The organism is Providencia sp. JUb39, from assembly GCF_012272845.1.
GTDB classification, from domain to species: domain Bacteria; phylum Pseudomonadota; class Gammaproteobacteria; order Enterobacterales; family Enterobacteriaceae; genus Providencia; species Providencia lanzhouensis.
Window position 1 is genome coordinate 575,893 of record NZ_JAAWXD020000001.1, and the last position, 21,915, is coordinate 597,807.

15 protein-coding genes are annotated in these 21,915 nt (G+C 43.1%); 11 read left to right on the plus strand and 4 right to left on the minus strand.

The window, feature by feature from the left end; all coding sequences use genetic code 11:
* The first annotated feature begins 314 nt into the window (after window positions 1-314).
* The 3 genes from aceB (at window position 315) to aceK (ending at window position 5,140) form a co-directional block, all read left to right on the plus strand.
* Window positions 315-1,913, plus strand: coding sequence for a malate synthase A (gene aceB, locus HFU86_RS02565; RefSeq protein ID WP_187128663.1), 1,599 nt, complete (start codon window positions 315-317; stop codon window positions 1,911-1,913).
* 68 nt (window positions 1,914-1,981) lie between these two features.
* Window positions 1,982-3,289 (plus strand): isocitrate lyase, encoded by a 1,308-nt coding sequence (gene aceA, locus HFU86_RS02570; RefSeq protein ID WP_187128664.1) that lies wholly within the window; start codon window positions 1,982-1,984, stop codon window positions 3,287-3,289.
* Window positions 3,290-3,397: 108 nt separating this feature from the next.
* A complete protein-coding gene (gene aceK / locus HFU86_RS02575; RefSeq protein WP_187128665.1) occupies window positions 3,398-5,140 on the plus strand; it encodes a bifunctional isocitrate dehydrogenase kinase/phosphatase in 1,743 nt (580 codons plus the stop codon).
* A 42-nt stretch (window positions 5,141-5,182) separates the two neighbouring features.
* Here the strand turns inward: aceK and HFU86_RS02580 are convergent, their stop codons facing one another.
* Both HFU86_RS02580 and edd read right to left on the minus strand, forming a co-directional pair.
* Entirely contained in the window at window positions 5,183-5,821 is a 639-nt protein-coding gene (locus HFU86_RS02580) for a bifunctional 4-hydroxy-2-oxoglutarate aldolase/2-dehydro-3-deoxy-phosphogluconate aldolase (protein ID WP_108479271.1), read from the minus strand.
* 25 nt (window positions 5,822-5,846) lie between these two features.
* Window positions 5,847-7,697, minus strand: coding sequence for a phosphogluconate dehydratase (gene edd / locus HFU86_RS02585; RefSeq protein WP_132497077.1), 1,851 nt, complete (start codon window positions 7,695-7,697; stop codon window positions 5,847-5,849).
* A gap of 235 nt (window positions 7,698-7,932) precedes the next feature.
* On the opposite strand from edd, the gene HFU86_RS02590 reads away from it, so the two are divergent.
* From HFU86_RS02590 to HFU86_RS02600, 3 genes are all read left to right on the plus strand, one after another.
* On the plus strand, window positions 7,933-8,727 hold the full coding sequence (locus tag HFU86_RS02590; protein WP_187128666.1) for an N-acetylmuramoyl-L-alanine amidase-like domain-containing protein: 795 nt from the start codon (window positions 7,933-7,935) through the stop codon (window positions 8,725-8,727).
* A gap of 410 nt (window positions 8,728-9,137) precedes the next feature.
* Window positions 9,138-9,416, plus strand: coding sequence for a helix-turn-helix domain-containing protein (locus HFU86_RS02595; RefSeq protein WP_036955440.1), 279 nt, complete (start codon window positions 9,138-9,140; stop codon window positions 9,414-9,416).
* A gap of 327 nt (window positions 9,417-9,743) precedes the next feature.
* Complete coding sequence (locus HFU86_RS02600) at window positions 9,744-10,631, plus strand: N-acetylmuramoyl-L-alanine amidase (protein ID WP_187128667.1); 888 nt, start codon at window positions 9,744-9,746, stop codon at window positions 10,629-10,631.
* Window positions 10,632-10,687: 56 nt separating this feature from the next.
* Here the strand turns inward: HFU86_RS02600 and iclR are convergent, their stop codons facing one another.
* Window positions 10,688-11,518: a glyoxylate bypass operon transcriptional repressor IclR gene (gene iclR, locus HFU86_RS02605; protein ID WP_036955435.1), complete on the minus strand. Its 831-nt coding sequence runs from the start codon at window positions 11,516-11,518 to the stop codon at window positions 10,688-10,690.
* Window positions 11,519-11,779: 261 nt separating this feature from the next.
* Here iclR and metH point away from each other — a divergent pair, with 261 nt between their 5' ends.
* From metH to HFU86_RS02625, 4 genes are all read left to right on the plus strand, one after another.
* On the plus strand, window positions 11,780-15,463 hold the full coding sequence (gene metH / locus HFU86_RS02610; RefSeq protein ID WP_187128668.1) for a methionine synthase: 3,684 nt from the start codon (window positions 11,780-11,782) through the stop codon (window positions 15,461-15,463).
* Between the two features lie 72 nt (window positions 15,464-15,535).
* A complete protein-coding gene (locus HFU86_RS02615) occupies window positions 15,536-16,123 on the plus strand; it encodes a hypothetical protein (protein ID WP_187128669.1) in 588 nt (195 codons plus the stop codon).
* A 195-nt stretch (window positions 16,124-16,318) separates the two neighbouring features.
* On the plus strand, window positions 16,319-17,875 hold the full coding sequence (locus HFU86_RS02620) for an SEL1-like repeat protein (protein ID WP_187128670.1): 1,557 nt from the start codon (window positions 16,319-16,321) through the stop codon (window positions 17,873-17,875).
* A gap of 340 nt (window positions 17,876-18,215) precedes the next feature.
* Window positions 18,216-18,461, plus strand: a complete 246-nt coding sequence (locus HFU86_RS02625) for a hypothetical protein (RefSeq protein WP_108479275.1) — start codon at window positions 18,216-18,218, stop codon at window positions 18,459-18,461.
* 73 nt (window positions 18,462-18,534) lie between these two features.
* On the opposite strand, the gene lysC is transcribed toward HFU86_RS02625, so the two are convergent.
* Window positions 18,535-19,902 (minus strand): lysine-sensitive aspartokinase 3, encoded by a 1,368-nt coding sequence (gene lysC / locus HFU86_RS02630; protein ID WP_132497081.1) that lies wholly within the window; start codon window positions 19,900-19,902, stop codon window positions 18,535-18,537.
* Between the two features lie 359 nt (window positions 19,903-20,261).
* Here lysC and pgi point away from each other — a divergent pair, with 359 nt between their 5' ends.
* Window positions 20,262-21,908: a glucose-6-phosphate isomerase gene (gene pgi / locus HFU86_RS02635; protein ID WP_187128671.1), complete on the plus strand. Its 1,647-nt coding sequence runs from the start codon at window positions 20,262-20,264 to the stop codon at window positions 21,906-21,908.
* Window positions 21,909-21,915 lie beyond the last annotated feature (7 nt).

The following is a 21,915-nucleotide window of genomic DNA, read 5'->3' on the forward strand; positions in this document are numbered from 1 at the left end:
AATAATCAAAATTATTTAGCCTTTTAATCAAGGTTTTCTCCATTTTTTAGATGAATAAATAAGCGACTTTTGTCTGTTTACTCATTTTCTGTTTTTCGAAAGAAAATTTCCGTTTATACATAACCATATGATTTAACTTATATTTAACATTTTATTTTTAATGATAGAAATTAAAAGCAAAATAATAAATTCATTTAATTCTTTTATAATCAACGCAATGCGGTAATTTAAAGCTAAAATGGAAACCGTTTTTGATTTATTTGTTTTTTAAGTTTACTCTTAATTCATAGCCAGCCATGAGTGAGGAAAAAACAATGGATCAGCAGTTATCTATTTCAGATTTAACCTTCAAGAAAGCATTTTCTCAGCAAGCAAAACAGATATTAAATGCTGATTCTATTGGCTTTCTCTCTTATCTTGTCGAAGGTTTCTTGCCAAGAAGAGAGCAGTTACTTAAGGATAGAGTTCACCGCCAAAAAGGGATTGATGCAGGAAATTTACCTGATTTTATTATGGAATCTAATTCCATTAAAAATTCAGATTGGAAGATTCAAAATATTCCTGACGATTTGCAAGATCGTCGTATAGAAATTACAGGACCAGTTGATCGGAAAATGGTGATCAACGCATTGAATGCTAACGTAAAAGTATTTATGGCTGACTTTGAAGACTCTCTATCTCCATCATGGGAAAGATTGATCGATGGGCAAATTAACCTACGGGATGCGATCACTGGCGAAATCTCTTACACCAATGAAAATGGCAAAGTTTATCAACTGAAATCTAATCCAGCAGTGTTGATCGCCCGAGTTCGTGGATTGCATTTAGATGAAAAACATGTACTTGTTGATAATCAACCGATCCCCGGTGGGCTGTTTGATTTCGCGCTCTACTTTTTCAATAACTATCAGGCATTACTGGCGAAGGGGAGCGGTCCTTACTTCTATATTCCGAAACTGGAATCTTGGCAGGAAGCTCAGTGGTGGAGCGATGTATTTAGCGCCGCAGAAGATTATGTGGGCTTACCACGCGGCACTATCAAAGCCACCGTGTTAATTGAAACACTCCCAGCGGTTTTTCAAATGGATGAAATTTTGTACCACATGCGTCATCACATTGTTGGGCTTAACTGTGGGCGTTGGGACTACATTTTTAGTTACATCAAAACATTGAAAGAGCACGCTGACCGCGTTTTACCGGATAGACAGTCCGTGACAATGACGCAGGAATTTCTAAGTGCCTATTCACGTTTGCTGATTAAAACCTGTCATCGCCGCGGTGCGTTTGCAATGGGAGGAATGTCCGCATTTATTCCAAGTAAAGATGCGCAGGAAAACCAAGCCATTCTCGCCAAAGTGAAAGCGGACAAAGAGTTGGAAGCGCGTAATGGTCATGATGGGTCATGGATAGCGCACCCAGGTTTGGCTGACACCGTCATGGCGGTTTTCAACGAAGCATTAGGTGAGCGAAAAAACCAGCTGAATATCCGACGTGAAAATGATGATGAAATTACAGCGCAGCGGCTACTAAAACCTTGTGAAGGCGAAAGAACCGAAGCGGGTATGCGCGCCAATATTCGAGTGGCGGTGCAATACATTGAAGCATGGATTTCAGGAAATGGCTGTGTACCTATCTACGGTTTGATGGAGGATGCGGCGACGGCTGAAATTTCGCGGACATCAATTTGGCAGTGGATCCGTCATAGCAAATCACTATCGAACGGCATGAAAGTCACTAAAGAGTTATTTGAAGAGATGCTGGATGAAGAGTTGCAAGTCATCCAGAAAGAGCTTGGTGACCATCGTTTTCAAAGTGGGCGATTCAAAGAAGCTAGTGAGTTGATGCGCCGAATCACAACCCAAGATGAATTGATCGAATTCTTAACGATACCAGGCTACCAGTTACTTGATTAGCCAACCTGAAGAATACAAATAACACTCAATTACCCTACAAAGACAGATAACAAGAAAGGATGTAAATCATGACAACATCGCGCTTAGAACAGATTGCTCAATTGGAAAATGAGTGGAAAAAACCACGCTGGAAAGGCATCACTCGCCCATATACGGCGGAAGAAGTAATTAAATTACGTGGCTCGGTCAATCCTGAGCATACATTAGCTCGTAAAGGTGCTGAACGCTTTTGGGCACAGCTGAATGGCGGCGCGAAGAAAGGCTACGTAAATGCATTAGGTGCATTAACTGGTGGGCAAGCATTGCAACAAGCAAAAGCGGGGATTGAAGCTGTTTATCTCTCTGGCTGGCAGGTTGCGGCAGATGCGAACTCGGCATCCAGCATGTACCCAGACCAATCACTCTATCCTGTGGATTCAGTGCCTAACGTGGTTCAGCGGATCAACAACACATTCCGTCGTGCGGATCAAATTCAGTGGGCGAATGGCATTGGTCCCGATAATAAAGAATATATTGATTTCTTTTTACCTATCGTCGCGGATGCAGAGGCTGGCTTTGGTGGGGTTCTGAATGCGTTTGAATTGATGAAGCATATGATTGAAGCGGGCGCAGCGGCGGTGCATTTTGAGGATCAATTGGCGGCGGTGAAAAAATGTGGCCATATGGGCGGGAAAGTCTTAGTTCCAACCCAAGAAGCAATCCAAAAATTAGTTGCGGCACGCTTAGCGGCGGATGTTTCAGGTGTTCCTACTATCTTAGTTGCTAGAACGGATGCGGACGCTGCTGATTTATTAACATCAGATTGTGACTCTTATGATGAGCCATTTATCACTGGTGAGCGTACGGCCGAAGGCTTCTTCCGTACCACGGCAGGGATAGAGCAAGCGATTAGCCGAGGCTTAGCTTATGCCCCTTATGCTGATTTAGTTTGGTGTGAAACCTCCAAGCCAGATCTGGAAGCTGCGCGCCAATTTGCTGAGGCAATTCACGCTAAATTCCCAGGAAAATTACTGGCTTATAATTGTTCACCTTCATTTAATTGGAAGAAAAATTTGGACGACAGCACCATTGCTCGTTTCCAACAAGAGTTGTCAGATATGGGTTATCGCTTCCAGTTTATTACCTTGGCGGGGATTCACAGCATGTGGTTCAACATGTTTGACCTTGCCCACGCCTATGCGCAAGGCGAGGGAATGAAACACTATGTTGATAAAGTACAGGAATGTGAATTCGCGGCTATCAATAAAGGCTATACCTTTTCTTCTCATCAGCAAGAAGTGGGAACTGGCTATTTTGATAAGGTGACGACGGTGATTCAAGGGGGGAGCTCTTCAGTCACGGCATTAACAGGTTCGACTGAAGAAGAGCAATTCTAGTCGGGGAGAAATATACGGTTCCTATTGCTCGGTGTATATGTGTTGACATAAGTGTATCTTTTGAGTTTTCAGGCACGTAAGTGCCTGTTTTTTATTGGGAGAGTGAAGATGACCCTCGAAACTGAACAGATCATCGCTCAAACCATTTTGCAGGGCTTTGATGCGCAATATGGGCGATTTCTTGAAATCACATCGGGTGCTCAAGAACGCTTTGAACGCGGGGATTGGCATGCGGTTCAACACGCGATGAAACAAAGGATAAAGCTGTATGACCATCATGTGGGGCTTGTCGTTGCTCAGCTGCAATGTATGGGGCTAGTGCAATCGCTCAGTCCCTACAATTTGGCGAGGATCAAACAGGTCTATGCGACATTGCTACCGGATTACCCACGTTTTGAAATTGCTGAAAGTTTTTTTAATTCAGTGTATTGCCGACTGTTTCAACATCGAGAGTTAACCCAAGAAAATCTGTTTATCTTTACTTCACAACCTGCTAGGCGCTTTTGCACCTTACCGAGGCCATTAGCTCGCGAATATAAGCTTAATGGGAACATGGAAACGGTATTTAATGGGATCTTAAGCGGGTTGCCGATTCGCTTGGTGTGGCGAGATTTAGCCTTTGATATTGAATGTATTGTGGAAACACTAAGGCAGCGCTTCCCTGAGATTGTAGAGCAAAGTGCCCAATTACATGTGGCGAATGAGTTGTTTTACCGAAATAAAGCTGCATGGTTAGTTGGAAAGCTATATATCAATCACCAAGTTTACCCATTCTTATTGCCTATACACCATAATGAAGACGGAAAAATGTATGTAGACGCGTGTTTAACTGGGTTTGATGACGCGAGCATAGTGTTTGGCTTCGCTCGTTCCTATTTTATGGTGTATGCGCCATTTCCGGCAGGGTTAGTTTTCTGGCTCCGTGAAATTTTACCTAGTAAATCAATCGCTGAATTGTATATGGCGATTGGTTGCCAAAAGCACGGTAAAACAGAATATTACCGAGAATATTTGGCGTATTTAAACTTTTCACGAGAACAATTTACCCTTGCCCCCGGCGTGAAAGGGATGGTGATGTTGGTGTTTACGGCGCCATCATTTGATCGGGTATTTAAGATTATTAAAGATAAATTTGCGCCACAAAAAGAGGTAACTAAAGCTCGAGTGCTTGAGTGTTATCAAATGGTCAAAGAGCACGACCGAGTGGGGCGCATGGCAGATACTCAAGAGTTTGAAAACTTTATTATTGAAAAGCGTTTTGTCAGTGATGAGCTAATGACCGAGTTACTGACGGAGTCGCCGTCTCAGGTTGAAGATTTGGGGGATAAAATATTAATTCGTCATCTCTATATGGAACGTAAGATGATCCCGCTGAATATCTTTATGGATGAAGCATCGGATGAGCAGCTTTATCACGCGATAGAAGAATATGGTTGCGCCATCAAGCAGCTGGCTGCCGCCAATATTTTCCCGGGGGATATGCTATTTAAAAACTTTGGGGTAACACGCCATGGTCGGGTGGTATTTTATGATTATGATGAAATTTGCTATATGACCGAGGTGAATTTTCGCCATATCCCTGAGCCGCTCTACCCTGAACAAGAGCTCTCAGGCGAACCTTGGTACAGTGTGCGAGAGCAAGATGTTTTCCCCGAAGAGTTTGCGCAATTCTTATGCCAAGATCCGAAAGTCAGGGACTATTTGCAGCTGCATCATCAAGATTTATTTAGCGCGGATTATTGGCAAAAACTGCAAAAACGCATTTTGGATGGGTATGTCGAAGATGTGTTTGCTTACTCGGAAGATCAGCGCTTTTGTCGTCGATTTCTTCGCGCTATCTCTACGGTTTAGTTGATTAAAAGTGGGTCAATGACCCACTTCATGACTTAGCAATTACAGAGCACCTTGCACTGCTTGCTGTGCTAATTCGGTGATTTTATCGTAGTTGCCATTTTCCAGAGCATCTTCAGGTACCAACCATGAGCCGCCAATACATAACACGCTGTCTAGCGCGAGATAATCACGGTAATTGGCGAGGGAGATCCCGCCAGTTGGGCAGAAGCGAACTTGAGAGAAAGGTCCTGCAATTGCTTTGAGCGCTTTCACGCCACCATTGGCTTCGGCTGGGAAGAATTTGAATTCTTTAAGCCCATAGTTCATGCCCGCCATTAATTCAGATACGGTGGAAATCCCAGGAATTAATGGAATACTGCCTTGATTTGCCGCCGCTAATAACTCGTCCGTTAAACCAGGACTGATAGCAAATTGCGCACCCGCTTGGGTCACTTCTGCTAGCTGTTTTGCATTGATGACAGTACCAGCACCTACAATCGCTTCAGGGACTTCTTCAGCAATAAGTCGGATAGCTTCGATAGCGCATTCCGTTCTTAACGTGACTTCCAATACTTTGATACCGCCTTTGAGTAAGGCTTTTGCTAAAGGAACGGCTTGCTCGAGTTTTTTGATCACAATGACAGGAACAACAGGACCTTGTTTTAGAACATCTTCAGCGGTCATTTTCCAATTATTCATAATAAATCCTATTAAGCGGTATAAATTAAAAATTAATGCTGCAAGCACCTTCTTCGGCGCCAGATAAATGTTGTCTTAATGCACCAAACAGCTCTCGACCACAACCCACTCGTTCCGCACTCAGGTCAGCTTGATAAGGTTGACGAGCAGATAAAATTTGTTCGTCCACGAGAAGCTCAATCTCTCCCGTTAATGCATTAACGCGAATTAAATCACCATCTTGGACTTTTGCAAGTAAGCCGCCATTGTAAGCTTCTGGCGTGACATGAATAGCGGAAGGCACTTTACCCGATGCTCCCGACAACCGTCCGTCAGTGACTAACGCTACTTTATAGCCTTTGTCCAATAATACCCCGAGTGGTGGCATTAATTTATGTAATTCAGGCATGCCATTCGCAGATGGTCCTTGGAAACGAACCACAATTACGCAGTCTCTATCTAATTCACCAGCTTCAAAACGTGGTGCAATATCATTTTGATTATTGAACACGATGGCTGGGGCTTCAATCACTTGGTTTTCAACGGGTACGGCTGAGGTTTTCATCACAGCGCGACCGAGGTTTCCAGACAGTAGTTTAGTCCCACCATGATGGGAGAAAGGATGATCAATATCAGCAATCACTTCAAGATCATAAGAATTTTTTGCCCCTTCACGCCAAGATAATTGACCGTTGTCCAACCAAGGTTCGAGGGTATAGCGTGATAGCCCAAATCCGGCAACAGTGTGAACGTCATCATGGAGTAAACCTTTAGCAAGGAGCTGGCGGATCAACAACTGAACGCCACCGGCCGCTTGGAATTGGTTAATATCGGCTTGGCCATTTGGATAAATACGGCAAATCAGCGGAACGACAGCAGAAAGATCAGAGAAATCATCCCAATTGATAATGATACCAGCGGCGCGTGCAATCGCCACCAGATGCATGGTGAGGTTGGTGGATCCCCCTGTTGCCAGAAGCGCCACAACACCATTCACAATCACTTTTTCATCAACCAGTTTACCAATCGGTAAATAATTTCCTGATTGCTCAGTAAGACGTGTAATTTGGCGAGCTGCAGCATGAGTAAGTTCATCACGTAATGGGGAATCAGGCGGAACAAAGGAAGAGCCAGGTAAATGTAGTCCCATCACTTCCATCACCATTTGGTTAGAGTTTGCGGTGCCGTAAAATGTGCAGGTACCAATGCTGTGATAGGACGCGGCTTCAGCATCAAGTAATGCATTGCGATCCACTTTTCCTTCAACATATAGCTGACGAATTCTCACTTTTTCTTTGTTGGGCAAGCCAGTGCTCATGGGACCTGCGGGGACAAAAACTGCGGGTAGGTGCCCAAAAGAGAGTGCGCCCATCATCAGCCCTGGAACAATTTTGTCGCAGATCCCTAAATAGAGCGCACCATCGAACATATTGTGGGAAAGCCCGATGGCAGTGGACATCGCGATAACATCGCGGCTCAGTAATGAGAGCTCCATACCATCTTGCCCTTGGGTAACGCCATCACACATGGCAGGAACACCAGCGGCTACTTGCCCAATGGCGCCATTTTCCAAGAGTGCTTGTTTCAATTGGTCAGGGTAGCGGTCATAGGGGCGATGGGCGGAAAGCATGTCGTTATAGGAGTTAATGATAGCGATATCGGAACGGGTCATGCTTTTGAGAATGCTTTTTTCTTCGCTTTGGCAGGCGGCAAAACCATGAGCCAGATTCCCACACGCTAATTCAGCGCGATGCACAGTACTGCTACGAGCCTGTTCAATTTTTTCGAGATAGGCTTTTCGAGTCTCTTTAGAACGCTCGATGATACGTTGGGTGATCTGTAAAATGTGGTCATTGACCTTCGTTGAAGGCGTGACGTCAGAAATATTTTTGCTCATGATAATGGCTCCATTATACAAACAGTACTCTTTATGTTACCGGTAACATTGTTCAATGAAAAAACAATTGTTGCAATGATCAAAATGAAGATTTCGACATATCTGTGATCTGAATCAAGAAGAGGATCGGAGAGTAATTTGGGAGTAATCGTGACCATTTCAGCCTAACAGAATGATAAATAATAACTATAATGAGTTAGTCGATGGCATTAAGATGAAAATCAAGTAGGGGAATATGGCTGGGTTGAAAAAATGTAATCCGCTTGGGTGGCTGTTAGGTATTTTTTGGTTGTGCTCAAGCAGCGTTCAAGCGACAGAAGTGCCTGAAGTGGTCTTAACCACTGGATCTTACGGCGTTTTAGAGAAGGCGATTTCAGCCAGCCAAGGTAGTTCTGCGGAGCAAAAAATGGTGAATGCCACCGCTATTTTGTTGGGCACCCCGTACAACAATCGCACTTTAAATATGGATGCATTCTCTGCTGAACGGTTAATTATTGATTTAAAAGCCGTTGATTGCATGACATTCATTGAGTATAGCGAAGCCTTTAAACATGCGGATGATGCTGAACAATTTGCCTCATATTTAGAAAAAATACGCTATGTCGATGCAAAAGTCGCATTTAATCAACGTCGTCATTTCTTTTCTGATTGGGCGGAAGGGGAGCATAAAGTTGTCTCTGATATAACGGCTCAATTAAGCCCCCATACGGTTTTTGTTAATAAACAACTTAATAAAAAAAGTAACGGTGACCCTATTATTGCTACGGTTAAAATAACACCAAGAGTGATTAGTTATGTCCCAACTCGATTTATTGATAGAACACTACTGAAGCAGTTAAAAACAGGGGATTACATTGGTATTTATTCCTCAGCATCAGGATTGGATGTTACCCATGTGGGGGTTGTGATTCGAGAAGGGGAAAAGGTGATATTTCGCCATGCCTCTTCGCAACGAAAAAATTTACGGGTAATGGATGTCGAGCTATTTTCTTATCTTCAAGGAAAAAGTGGAATTATGGTATTTAGATAAAGTCGGTTTTAAAGTTAAGCTATCTAATTACCTATTTTTTAATGTTAATTACGCCGTCTTATTTTAAATAAATTTTAATTTTTAAAATAAACTTAAATCGTAAGTACAAGTGATTTTTAGTTACTAATCATTGCCATAACCGTGTAAATTGTAAGACATTATTAAGTTAGAGATATTTTAATAATAGTTTCACATGGTTAAAACAACCACTGATATTAAAAAAATATTTTATAAAGCAATGAATTACAACTCAGAGTAGTAAAGATTAAAAATTAAAATCATAATGACACCTTAAATTCCTATCAATAATAGTTAATTCGATTGTTTTTATCTATTTTAAAAAAAATAGATTGTTTTTATAATGCCCGTTAATGTTTGATTAGATTCTTTATATTGAGGTGAGCATGTACATGTCAGAAAAACAAAATATTTATGCTTTGCTTGGCAATCATCTTCGTAAAGCTAGGGTACGTAAAGGGTTATCAGGACAGGAGTTAGCGGCTATTATTCAGCTTAGCCAGCAGCAGGTATCTCGATATGAATTGGGTGTTAACAAGCTAAGTTTAGATAAATTAATCGAGATTGCTATTTTACTTGAAATTGATATTCATGAAATTACCACTATGATTGCACGTCAGTTTGAGAAAGAGAGGATTAATTCAAGTGAGCTAGCGTTAGCGAGTTTTTAATTTATTTTACCTTATCTTAAAATCTTATAGATTAATAAAACTATAATGATTAAATGATTTTAATTATTAATGTTATCTTTAACGTAGTAATTAAATATCATGAATCTGATGATTCTGCTTTTAAATGATAAAAGCAGATAACGATTAAATTCAATTAGATTTTTTTATAAAAGTATTCATGTTTTGTTTTTTTGATTCATTTAATTTACGCTTTTTTTAATGTTTGTTCATATTTAAGACGATTCTTTGCGCAAAGTTCTCATGGTTTTATCGAGGGCGGTGTGCTTAAATGTGCGATAATTCAACATGGAAAAAGGGCAGTTTTAAATGGCTAGGGCAATATGGATATTTGTCATATTCCTACTTGTCGGTTGTTCAACGACACCTTCAAAAACGGGTTACTATCTCGATCAGAGTTACCCGTCACAGAATACCAGCGAGCGTATTCAATTTATTGTCCTGCATTACACTGTTTCTGATGATGCCCACTCAATTAAAATATTAACGAAAGGAAAGGTGAGTTCCCATTACCTCATTCCTAGTCAACCTGCACAAAAAAATGGTCAGCCTGTCATTTTACAGCTTGTTCCTGAGCGCTTGAAAGCGTGGCATGCAGGGGATAGTCGTTGGCAATATCATCACGGGCTTAATGATAGCTCGATTGGTATTGAAATCGTTAATGAAGGTTTGGTGAGAAAAAATGGTCAAGATATCTGGCCGCCTTTTAATGACTCGCAGATAGATGCGTTGATCCCGCTATTGAAAGACATTATGCAACGTTATGACATTCCTCCAGAAAATGTCATTGGCCATAGTGATATCGCCCCGCTGCGTAAACAAGATCCGGGTCGTGCATTCCCGTGGCAATCATTAGCGCTGCATGGGATTGGCGCTTGGCCAGACCCTCAAATCGTTAATAAGTATTTAGCAGGGCGGCAGATTAATGCATCTGTCAGTGTGTTAAACCTACAAAAAGCATTGAAATTTTATGGCTATGCAGGGATCCCACTGACAGGAAAATTAGATAAAGAAACGAAACAGACGTTGCGTGCATTCCAAATGCATTATCGTCCACGGGATATTGATGGGCGGGCAGATGCAGAAACGGAAGCTATCGCTTTAGCCTTGATTGAAAAATATCGCAATATGCCGAAGTTCAAACAATCTTTGAAATCGAATAAATCGGAAAGTGCGTCCAATCAACAGGGTGATTAGCCCGCCAGTAACATGATTAATTGAAGAAGTGCGGGGAGATCCCGCACTTTTGCTTGCTAGCGATTAGCGCCATATTCATGGCTGATTTCTTTAGCGGCTTTGATCACCATAGCTCCCAGCTCTGTTACCCGATCATCGGTGATCCGCGAAAGTGGTCCAGAAATTGAGATCGCGGCAAATGCCTCTTTATGCTCATCATAAATACAGGCACCAATACATCTTAACCCCAGCGCATGCTCTTCATCATCATAAGAAAATCCTTGTTTTTTAGCTTGTTGCAGATTTTCTTTCAATGCTGATGGATTAGTTAATGTATGCGGTGTATAGGCATGTAAGCCTTTTTTGCCAAGTAATGGAATTAGCTGCTCTTCAGGCAAATTGGCAATAAACGCTTTTCCTGCACCCGATGCATGTAATGGCAGCTTTCCACCAATTGGGGCAGACATGCGCATTAACGCATTACATTGCACCTGGTCAACAATCACAGCGTCATATTCTGTGTGATCCAAAATCGCTAAATTGACGGTTTCGCCAGATTCTTCCATCAAACGGCGTAATATTGGATGGACAAGGGCTAATAAATTACGACTTTCAAGGAAGCTACTGCCGATGATAAAGGCATGAGAAGCGATGACCCACAACCCAAGATCCCCTGTCTGGCGCACAAAACCGTGCTGCTCTAGGGTCATTAATAAGCGGTGAGTTGTGGAATTAGGTAAACCGGCTTGAAGGGCTAAATCGGTAAGGGCGATCCCCCCGGTTGATTCAGAAATGTATTCCAAAAGCGTCAGTCCACGGCTTAAGGATTGAACTTGTCCGGCAGCCGTAGCGCCACTCGCAGGTCCTTTTGCCTTCTTTATTTTTTTAGTAATGGGTGTAGCCGCCATCAAGTGTCTCCTGACAGGAATGAGTATTCGTTTCTATTATGAATGATTTCATTCAAAAATACTCATCGGATCAGCAAAAAGTCGATCTTTGGCAACCTGAAAAACTCTCATCATAACGACGAATTTTCTCTTCTGAAGTTATGGTAGGATGTGATTCATACAAATTTAGTTTAGTTTCAATTCATTGACGTTTTAGCTGTGTGAAGTCACAGCATGGGGCCGATTAAGCCGAGGGATTATCATTTTCAGGAGGACAGTGCAGTGTCCAGCAAGAAAAACCAATTAGAACAACAATTAAAAAATAGAATTCTCGTCCTAGATGGTGCGATGGGAACGATGATCCAACGCCATAAGCTCTCTGAAGAGCAGTTTCGCGGCGCGCGTTTTGCAGATTGGCCAAGTGATTTGAAAGGCAACAATGACTTACTTGTGCTCACTCAACCTGAGATTATTCGCGATATCCATAGCCAATATTTTGCGGCAGGGGCGGATATTGTTGAAACCAATACGTTTAACTCCACCACCATTGCGATGGCGGATTATAAAATGGAAGCCCTTTCTGCGGAAATAAATGAAACCGCAGCTCGCCTTGCTCGTGAATGTGCCGATGAGTGGACATGTAAAACCCCCGAAAAACCGCGTTATGTGGCTGGGGTTTTGGGACCAACAAACCGTACGGCATCGATCTCCCCTGATGTGAATGATCCGGCCTATCGCAACGTGACGTTTGATCTGCTGGTGGACGCGTATCGTGAATCCACACGATCGCTGATTAAGGGTGGTGTCGATCTGATCATGATCGAAACTATCTTTGACACATTAAATGCAAAAGCGGCGATTTTTGCCGTAGAAACTGAATTTGAATCCCTTGGGATCCACTTGCCTGTGATGATTTCAGGGACTATCACTGATGCTTCGGGGCGAACTTTATCGGGGCAAACCACGGAAGCATTTTACAACTCATTGCGTCACTCTCAGCCGTTATCATTTGGGCTTAACTGCGCATTGGGACCTGATGAACTTCGTCAATATATCGCTGAATTATCTCGTATTTCAGAGTGCTATGTTAGCGCTCACCCCAATGCAGGGTTACCGAATGCATTCGGTGAATACGATCTTGATGCCCAAAATATGGCGCAGCAGATCCGCGAATGGGCGGAGGCTGGCTTTTTAAATATCGTCGGTGGATGCTGTGGTACCACGCCACTTCACATCCAAAAAATGGCACAAGCCGTTGAGGGACTAAAACCTCGCCAGTTACCAAAATTACCTGTGGAATGTCGGTTATCCGGTTTAGAACCGCTGAATATTGGTGCACAATCTCTGTTTGTGAACGTTGGTGAGCGCACTAACGTCACAGGCTCTGCAAAATTTAAGCGTTTAATTAAAGAAGAAAATTACCAAGAAGCCCTTGATATCGCTCGCCAACAAGTGGAAAACGGCGCGCAGATCATCGACATCAATATGGATGAGGGCATGTTAGATTCCCACGCGGCGATCGTGCGTTTTCTGAATTTGATCGCGGGAGAACCTGACATTGCACGAGTGCCTATTATGATCGACTCCTCGAAATGGGACGTGATCGAAAAAGGGCTGAAGTGCATCCAAGGCAAAGGGATCGTGAACTCCATCTCCATGAAAGAGGGGGTTGATGCCTTTATTGAACACGCCAAATTAGTCCGTAAATATGGTGCGGCAATGGTGGTCATGGCGTTCGATGAAGTGGGGCAAGCTGATACCCGCGAGCGTAAAATCGAAATTTGCCGCCGCGCATACCAAATATTAACGGAAACGGTCGGTTTCCCACCTGAAGATATTATTTTTGACCCGAATATTTTTGCAGTTGCTACGGGGATTGAAGAGCATAATAACTATGCTGTTGATTTTATTGAAGTCTGTAAAGATATCAAAGATCAACTGCCCCATGCGTTGATCTCGGGTGGGGTATCTAACGTCTCTTTCTCATTCCGAGGCAATGATCCGGTGCGTGAGGCAATTCACGCTGTTTTCCTGTATCACGCGATCCGCAATGGGATGGATATGGGGATCGTCAATGCGGGGCAACTGGCCATTTATGACGATCTTCCCGCTGAGCTCAAAAACGCGGTAGAAGATGTGATCCTCAATCGCCGAGAAGACGGCACTGAAAAGCTACTGGAACTGGCTGAAAAATACCGTGGAACAGGAGGACAAGAGCAGCAAGTTCAACAAGCGGAATGGCGCAGCTGGGAAGTGGAAAAACGGCTTGAATACTCGCTAGTGAAAGGGATTACGGAATTTATTATCCAAGATACGGAAGAGACTCGCCAACGTGCGTCAAGCCCGATCGAAGTGATTGAAGGCCCGCTAATGAACGGCATGAACGTGGTGGGTGACTTATTTGGTGAAGGAAAAATGTTCCTGCCCCAAGTGGTGAAATCCGCCCGCGTGATGAAGCAAGCCGTGGCGTACTTAGAGCCGTATATTCAGGAGCTAAAACAGTCGGGAAGCAGTGCAGGTAAAGTATTACTAGCGACGGTGAAAGGGGACGTACACGACATTGGCAAAAATATCGTGGGTGTCGTTTTACAGTGTAATAACTATGAAATCATTGATTTAGGCGTCATGGTGCCGTGTGAAACGATCCTAAAAACCGCCCGGGAACAAAACGTCGATATTATCGGTTTATCGGGTCTGATTACGCCGTCATTGGATGAGATGGTGCATGTGGCAAAGGAGATGGAGCGACAAGAGTTTACCTTACCACTATTGATTGGTGGCGCAACCACCTCGAAAGCCCATACCGCCGTGAAAATTGAGCAAAACTATTCAGGACCCACGGTCTATGTGCAGAACGCATCCCGTACGGTGGGTGTCGTCGCCGCATTACTTTCAGCAACCCAAAAAGCCGAGTTTGTTGCCCGAACGCGTCGTGAATATGACACGGTTCGCCTGCAACATGGGCGCAAAAAGCCAAGAACGCCACCCGTTACATTAGAAACCGCTCGCGCTAATGGGGTGAATATTGATTGGCAACAGTATCAGCCGCCGGCTCCTAAATTCTTAGGCGTTCAAGAAGTGACGGCATCGATTAAAACATTGCGTGACTATATCGACTGGACGCCATTTTTTATGACATGGTCATTGGCTGGTAAATACCCGCGAATTCTCGAAGATGAAGTGGTCGGGGAAGAGGCGCGCAAATTGTTGTCTGATGCCAATGCGATGCTCGACACGCTGGAAAGCCAAAACTTACTGACGCCAAAAGGGATTTTTGGAATTTTCCCAGCAAACCGCGTGGTGGATGATGTGGAAATCTATCATTCCGATGCTCGGGATGAAGTCCAAGCGGTGGCACTTAATTTACGCCAACAAACGTTGAAAACCGATTTTCCGAACTACTGTTTATCCGATTTTGTGGCACCTAAAGAGAGCGGTAAAGCGGATTATATTGGTGCATTTGCCGTTACTGGCGGGTTAGAAGAGGATGAGCTGGCCCAGCAGTATGAAAATGCCCACGATGATTATAATAAAATCATGGTGAAAGCCTTGTCTGATCGCTTAGCAGAAGCTTTTGCGGAATATCTGCATCAACAAGTTAGAACCCAGTATTGGGGCTATGCTTCAGAGGAAGCACTGAGTAACGAAGAGTTGATCCGTGAAAATTATCAAGGCATTCGCCCTGCACCGGGTTATGCAGCTTGCCCTGAACACACAGAAAAGGAAAAAATCTGGCAGCTCCTGAATGTGGAAGACAAAATTGGTATGAAATTGACTAGCTCATACGCAATGTGGCCGGGAGCCTCAGTGTCAGGTTGGTACTTTAGTCACCCTGATAGTAAATACTTTGCGGTGGCACAAGTGCAAAAAGATCAAGTTGAAGATTATGCCAAACGCAAAGGAATGACTGTCGCAGAATTAGAACGTTGGTTAGCGCCAAATTTAGGCTATGACCCAGAAGATTGATTTGATTCATAAGATTGATTTTTCAGTTATTCGCCTCCATCTTATAGGTAGGAAATCTATTGGGAGCAAATGATGAGCTATGAATTTATTATTGAAGGAAAACTGCCGTCCTCGGTAGTTTATCCTTATCAGATCCAAAATAGCGCCGCGCCAGAGACATTTATGATGAGCGAAGACGCGGTGAGTGCCATGATGAGTATTTTGCAAATCATGGACAAATTGGATACTGAAGATTCATTGACGGAACATTGCTTTAACCAAATTTGGTTAAGAAGCGAGTTAACGCCAGCAAGAGCAGAAGAAATTTATCTGTTCTTGGAAAACCAAGAGCGGGTTGAGCCGATCCCTTCACAAGAGGAAATCGACGCGTTTTATCAAGCCCAACAAGCAGAAGATAAGTTACTCTCTAAAGAAAGTACCAAAGAAGGTATGGTTCCGGTTCATAAATTTGCGACTAATGATGGCTGGTTAATTACAGCTAAAGAGAGTGAATTAATTGCCGAGGTATTTTCAGAAGAATTAGTGGGTGAAAACCATTTTGTGGTTTCCCAAATATCGACGCTATGCAAAATTAGTCATCAAAAATTAGAATTGATTTTAATTGAGTGGGGTAAGTTTAATTTATTTGCCAGTAAGCATGGTGGATATCGCGTTAATTAATTTTGCGCATTAAGACAATTTAATTATTAATTAGAGGGTGATTAGCTCGTTTTATAACCAATTACGATAATCACCCAAATTATTTTCTTAAAAATTCACATCATTTGGTTATTTTCTGCTTATAGTCCTTATGATTTTTGTATGGGAATGATATCTTATATAGCAGTGGTCAATGCCAAGCTGTGAGTAAATGTCATGAAATTACCCTCTCTCTTATTTAGTTTCTGCATTATCTGTGCCCCTTATGTGCAAGCAGAGCCAATAGAGTCGGGTTCGTTTCATAACCAGCCAACCAAAGCGGCTGCTAACCAATCTTCCAACCCAATTATCACCCCTGTGGTTTTGACGCCTCAGGCGGACTCCTCTTTAGTCGAACCTTTACCTAAAGCCCTTGAAGTCACTGAGCCAAGCAACCTTCCAACCGATTTCCAAAGCAGCATTAAAGAGGCCAATGCAGGCAAAGTTGATGCCATGATTGACGTGGGTGTCGCTTATTTGGATGGCACAGATTTTCTCGATGCCGATGAAAATAAGGCCTATTACTGGTTTAAGAAAGCTTCTGATTTAAATAGCAATGATGGTGATTACTACATCGGGATGCTGGCACAGCGCAAAAGGGATTATGAGCAAGCGGGTAATTGGTATCGTAAATGCGCCGAAAAAGGCGATGCATACTGCCAATATGCGATGGGCTATTTATTTGAGCGTGGTTTAGGTGTCGAAAAAGACTATAAACAAGCACGCGCTTGGTATTATGAGGCCGCAGAGCAAGAGCAAGAGTATGCACAGTTTGCCATTGGGCTGTTCTACCATGATGGGCTTGGTGGTGATATTGACTACAATAAAGCTTTTACATGGTATGAGCGCAGTGCACGTAATGGCGTAGCCTCTGCCGTGAACAACTTAGCCGTGATGTATGAAAATGGCGAAGGCATGGAAAAAGATGAGGATACAGCGATTTACCTGTATCGCCAAGCCGCGAACATGGGCTCCCCAGTTGCACAAAAAAACATGGGGGACTTTTACAGTAAAGGCCATCCGCTCGTTGAGCAAAATAACTACCAAGCCGTTTACTGGTATAAGCGCGCGGCAAATCAAGGTGAATTTTCGGCTCAATATGCGTTAGCGCAAGCGTATGAGACAGGCGATGGCGTTGGGCAAGACCTGAGTGAAGCCTTCAAGTGGTACCAAATGGCTGCGGATAATGAATCTGCTGAAGCCGCCATGAAAGTCGCTGAGTATTATGAAAAAGGTCTTGGCGGCGTTAAACCGGATATGGCGAAAGCGACCCAGTGGTATATCGAATTAGCGGATTCAGATATTGTCGACGCACAATTAAAGTTAGCGAACTTATATCTGGCGGGTCAGTTGAAAGATGTTGAGATCCAGCAGATTGTGAAGTGGCTGGAAGTTACTAAAGAAGACAATATGGATGCAAAAAACCAGTTAGCGATTTTCTACCTGACTGGAACTGGGGTTCAGCAAGATAGCCAAAAAGCACGAGAGCTTTTGGAGTCTGCAGCATTCAAAGAAAACAGTGATGCGCAAAATAACCTCGGCGTAATGTATGCCCGAGGAGAAGGTGGCAGTAAAAATATTTTCCGCGCTATTATGTGGTTTGAGCGTGCGGATAAATTGGGTAATGTGACCGCAAAAAATAACTTAGCTTTATTGCAAAAAGACCATAATGCGAAAGCGAATATGCTGCAATATACAGAAAGTGTAAAAAATTCATTGCCTTCTAAAAAATGAATCACTGAAAGAATCCATTCCATTTCATTTAAAAGCCAATAACCTTATTAATACTATTGGCTTTTAATCATCTCTATCTATTTTGCTTTTTTCATCGTAATGACAAATATCATTTTGATATTCTTAAAAATTACTTTCTTACTCTTTCTTTTTAAGATAATTACGTATTTCTACACCATAAAATTTATCAATCTTTGTGAATTAGGAAGCTATTTTTATTTAGTTAAATAATGAAGTATAGTTTTATTAACTGGTTCTTTGTTGAGTCTTTGTTGTAAATCTCTCCATTAGATTAGAACGAGTCTAGTTGTTTTTTGAGCATGAAAAAATGAGGTGTTAAATGAGCACTTATTGTTTTTTTATTAAATCTGACGAAGTTGTTGCGTTAGAGATGACTGAAACCCAAACTGCTACCGAGTTAGTGAATATGGGTTATCAAAAGCAGTTTGAAGAGATTGAGGCGAATAGCAAAGAATTAGCGTTAGCGCGCTTTGCAGATATTCGCGGAGAAGAGCTAAAAAGCACTTATGCTTTTGCGGGTGAGTCGACGTTTAGTGGGCTGATTACCTCTTTCCTAAGTCGTTAAATTTATTTTTATTAGCAAGTCAAACGGGCAATCAAAAGATTGCCCGTTATCGTTTATAGATAGCTATCCGCTATCACTCAAAAAGATTATTGTGCAGCGTGCGAACAATTTCTTCCGCGTCGTTACCTGGTACGAGCAGGCAAATATTATGGCTGCTAGCACCGTAGCTGATCATACGGATATTAAAGGATTCCAGCGCACCGAAAATCTGTTTGCCGAGCCCGTTCACTTGCGAAAGTTGGTTACCGATAATCGCCACGAGAGCAAGGTTTTCTTCCACTTCTACGCGGCACAGCGCGGATAATTCTGTCATCAAGGCATTGGTCAGCAAGCTACCATTAGTGCCTGTTGAGCCCGTTGTATCTAATGTCAGTGCGACGCTTACTTCTGACGTGGTGATCAAATCCACGGAAATATTATGGCGCAGCAGGATAGTAAAAATCTCTGCGAGGAAACCACGTGCATGCAGCATTTTCAAACTGTGCAGGGTCAGTAACGTTTGTTTGCGGCGTAGTGCGAGCGCTCTAAATTGCGGTGGGTTTTCTGTTTGGTCGCTGACAATCGTTCCACCTGCTTCTGGGGCTTTACTTGAACCGACGAATACAGGGATCCCCGCACGTACTGCGGGTAATAACGTGGCTGGATGCAGAATTTTTGCTCCGAAAGTCGCCATTTCAGCGGCTTCATCAAAGGCGATTTCATCGATTTTTTGGGCATTCGGCACCACACGAGGGTCGGTGGTGTAAATGCCGGGTACATCCGTCCAAATATCCACGCGGGATAGGTGCAATACTTCAGCCAGTAAGGCAGCGGTATAGTCACTTCCTCCGCGCCCTAGTGTGGTAGTGCGCCCTTTGGCATCACGCCCAATAAACCCTTGAGTGATAACAATCGACTCGGCTAAGCGTGGAAGTAATTGCTGCTGTGCGAGCACTTGTAGCTGTTCAAGATCCGGCTCAGCACGACCAAAGCTTTCATTGGTTCTCATCACTTTACGGACATCAAACCATTGTGAGGATGCCCCGCGCTGGCGCAATACTTCCACAAACAGTAATGTGGACATAATCTCACCGTGGCTGACCATTTCGTCCGTTAAGGCATCAGAAGTGGCAAGAGAGGCGGAATCAGCTAAATGAGCGATGTTCTCAAGTAGACGGTCGATTTCTTCGCGAATAACGTTCGCAGTTTGCAGGTGTTCGATAATGTCATACTGAGTCTGTTTGACTCTTTGCAGTAGCTCATTGCGTTTATCAGTGTCGCAGCCTTCAGCGAGTTCAATGAGTAAGTTGGTAATCCCCGCACTTGCAGAAAGCACAACCACACGAACTTGATCATTTGCCAGTACGATATCCGCACTTTTATTCATGGCGTCGAAGTTAGCGACGCTTGTGCCGCCGAATTTTGCGATAACAAACTGATTACTGCCAGCTACTGTATTCATTTTCCAATCCCTTTAATTAAACCGCCTATCTTTAAATAATGCATGAACCCAAAATAATTCCTGCGGCGCAGGCCGAATACGGCACGACATCAACAGCTTGAAATACGTTGGAGTAATAGATTTATCGACTTTGGCACGTATCGTCAATAATGAATCGAGGTAAATCAGTAATTCTAATGATGGGCAAATGATTATCGGTTTTCTCAATATCATTTTGGGGATGAGATGACAGTTGCCGTTAGGTTTGGGAGAATAGACCTAACAACAGCAGATTATAAGAACGCAGAAAACCGATAAGCTTCGTGTCCTCGGCGAGTTACAATCTATTATTATTTGAAATTGTTTTGGAGGTGTTATCCATGAAAAGTATCAATCCAAGCCAGACGGCGGCATGGCGAGCGCTAGAGCAGCATTATGCAGACATGAAAAATGTGCATATGCGTGACTTATTTGCACAAGATACACAGCGCTTTACGAAGTTTTCTGCCACTTTTGATGACCAAATCTTAGTGGATTTCTCCAAAAACCGTATTACACAAGAGACATTGGACAAACTTTTGGCATTAGCCAAAGAAACGCAACTGGAAGATGCAATCAAAAGTCTGTTCAGTGGTGAGAAAATCAACCGCACTGAAGATCGTGCTGTGCTGCATACCGCATTACGTAACCGCGACAATACCCCAGTGCTGGTGGATGGCAAAGATGTGATGCCAGAAGTGAACGCGGTACTGGAAAAAATGCAGCAATTCAGCGCACGCATTATCAGTGGCGAGTGGAAAGGATACACCGGTAAAGCCATTACTGATGTGGTGAACATTGGGATTGGTGGTTCAGATCTGGGACCATTTATGGTGACTGAGGCGCTACGTCCTTATAAAAACCATTTAAATATGCATTTTGTTTCTAACGTTGATGGCACTCAAATTGCAGAAACATTGAAGGATCTCAATCCTGAAACTACGTTATTCCTGATTGCATCGAAAACATTTACGACGCAAGAAACCATGACCAATGCGCATTCTGCGCGTGAGTGGTTATTGACGTTTGCCAAAGATGAAAAACATATTGCGAAGCATTTTGTGGCGCTTTCAACAAACAGCGAGCAAGTCGCAAAATTTGGTATTGATACCAATAACATGTTTGAATTCTGGGATTGGGTTGGTGGTCGTTACTCTCTGTGGTCAGCGATTGGTTTGTCTATCATTTTATCCATCGGTTATGAGAATTTCGTTCAATTACTGAGCGGTGCTCATGCAATGGATAAGCATTTCACGCAAACGCCTCTAGAAAGCAATATCCCTGTTTTATTAGCGTTGATCGGCATCTGGTACAACAACTTTTTTGGTTCAGAAACTGAAGCGATTCTTCCATACGACCAATACATGCATCGCTTTGCCGCCTATTTCCAACAAGGCAATATGGAATCAAACGGAAAATATATCGACCGTAATGGCAATGCAGTCACTTACCAAACAGGTCCGATTATTTGGGGTGAACCGGGAACTAACGGGCAACATGCGTTTTACCAGTTAATTCACCAAGGGACAAAAATGATCCCATGTGACTTTATTGCCCCTGCAGTGACACATAACCCGCTGGGGGATCACCACGCTAAGTTGCTGTCTAACTTCTTCGCACAAACGGAAGCATTAGCCTTCGGTAAAACCCGTGAAGTGGTGGATGCTGAATTTGCTGCGCAAGGTAAAACTGTCGAAGAGATGGAATATGTGGCGCCTTACAAAGTGTTTGAAGGCAACCGCCCAACTAACTCTATTTTACTTAAAGAGATCACTCCGTATTCATTAGGGGCGCTGATCGCTATGTATGAGCATAAAATCTTTACCCAAGGTGCAATTTTGAATATTTTCACCTTTGACCAATGGGGGGTTGAGTTAGGTAAGCAACTGGCGAGCCGTATTCTGCCTGAATTGGAAAATAGCCAAGCGGTAGAGAGCCATGATAGCTCTACCAATGGGCTGATTAATTGCTATAAAAACTGGCGTTAATGGCGTT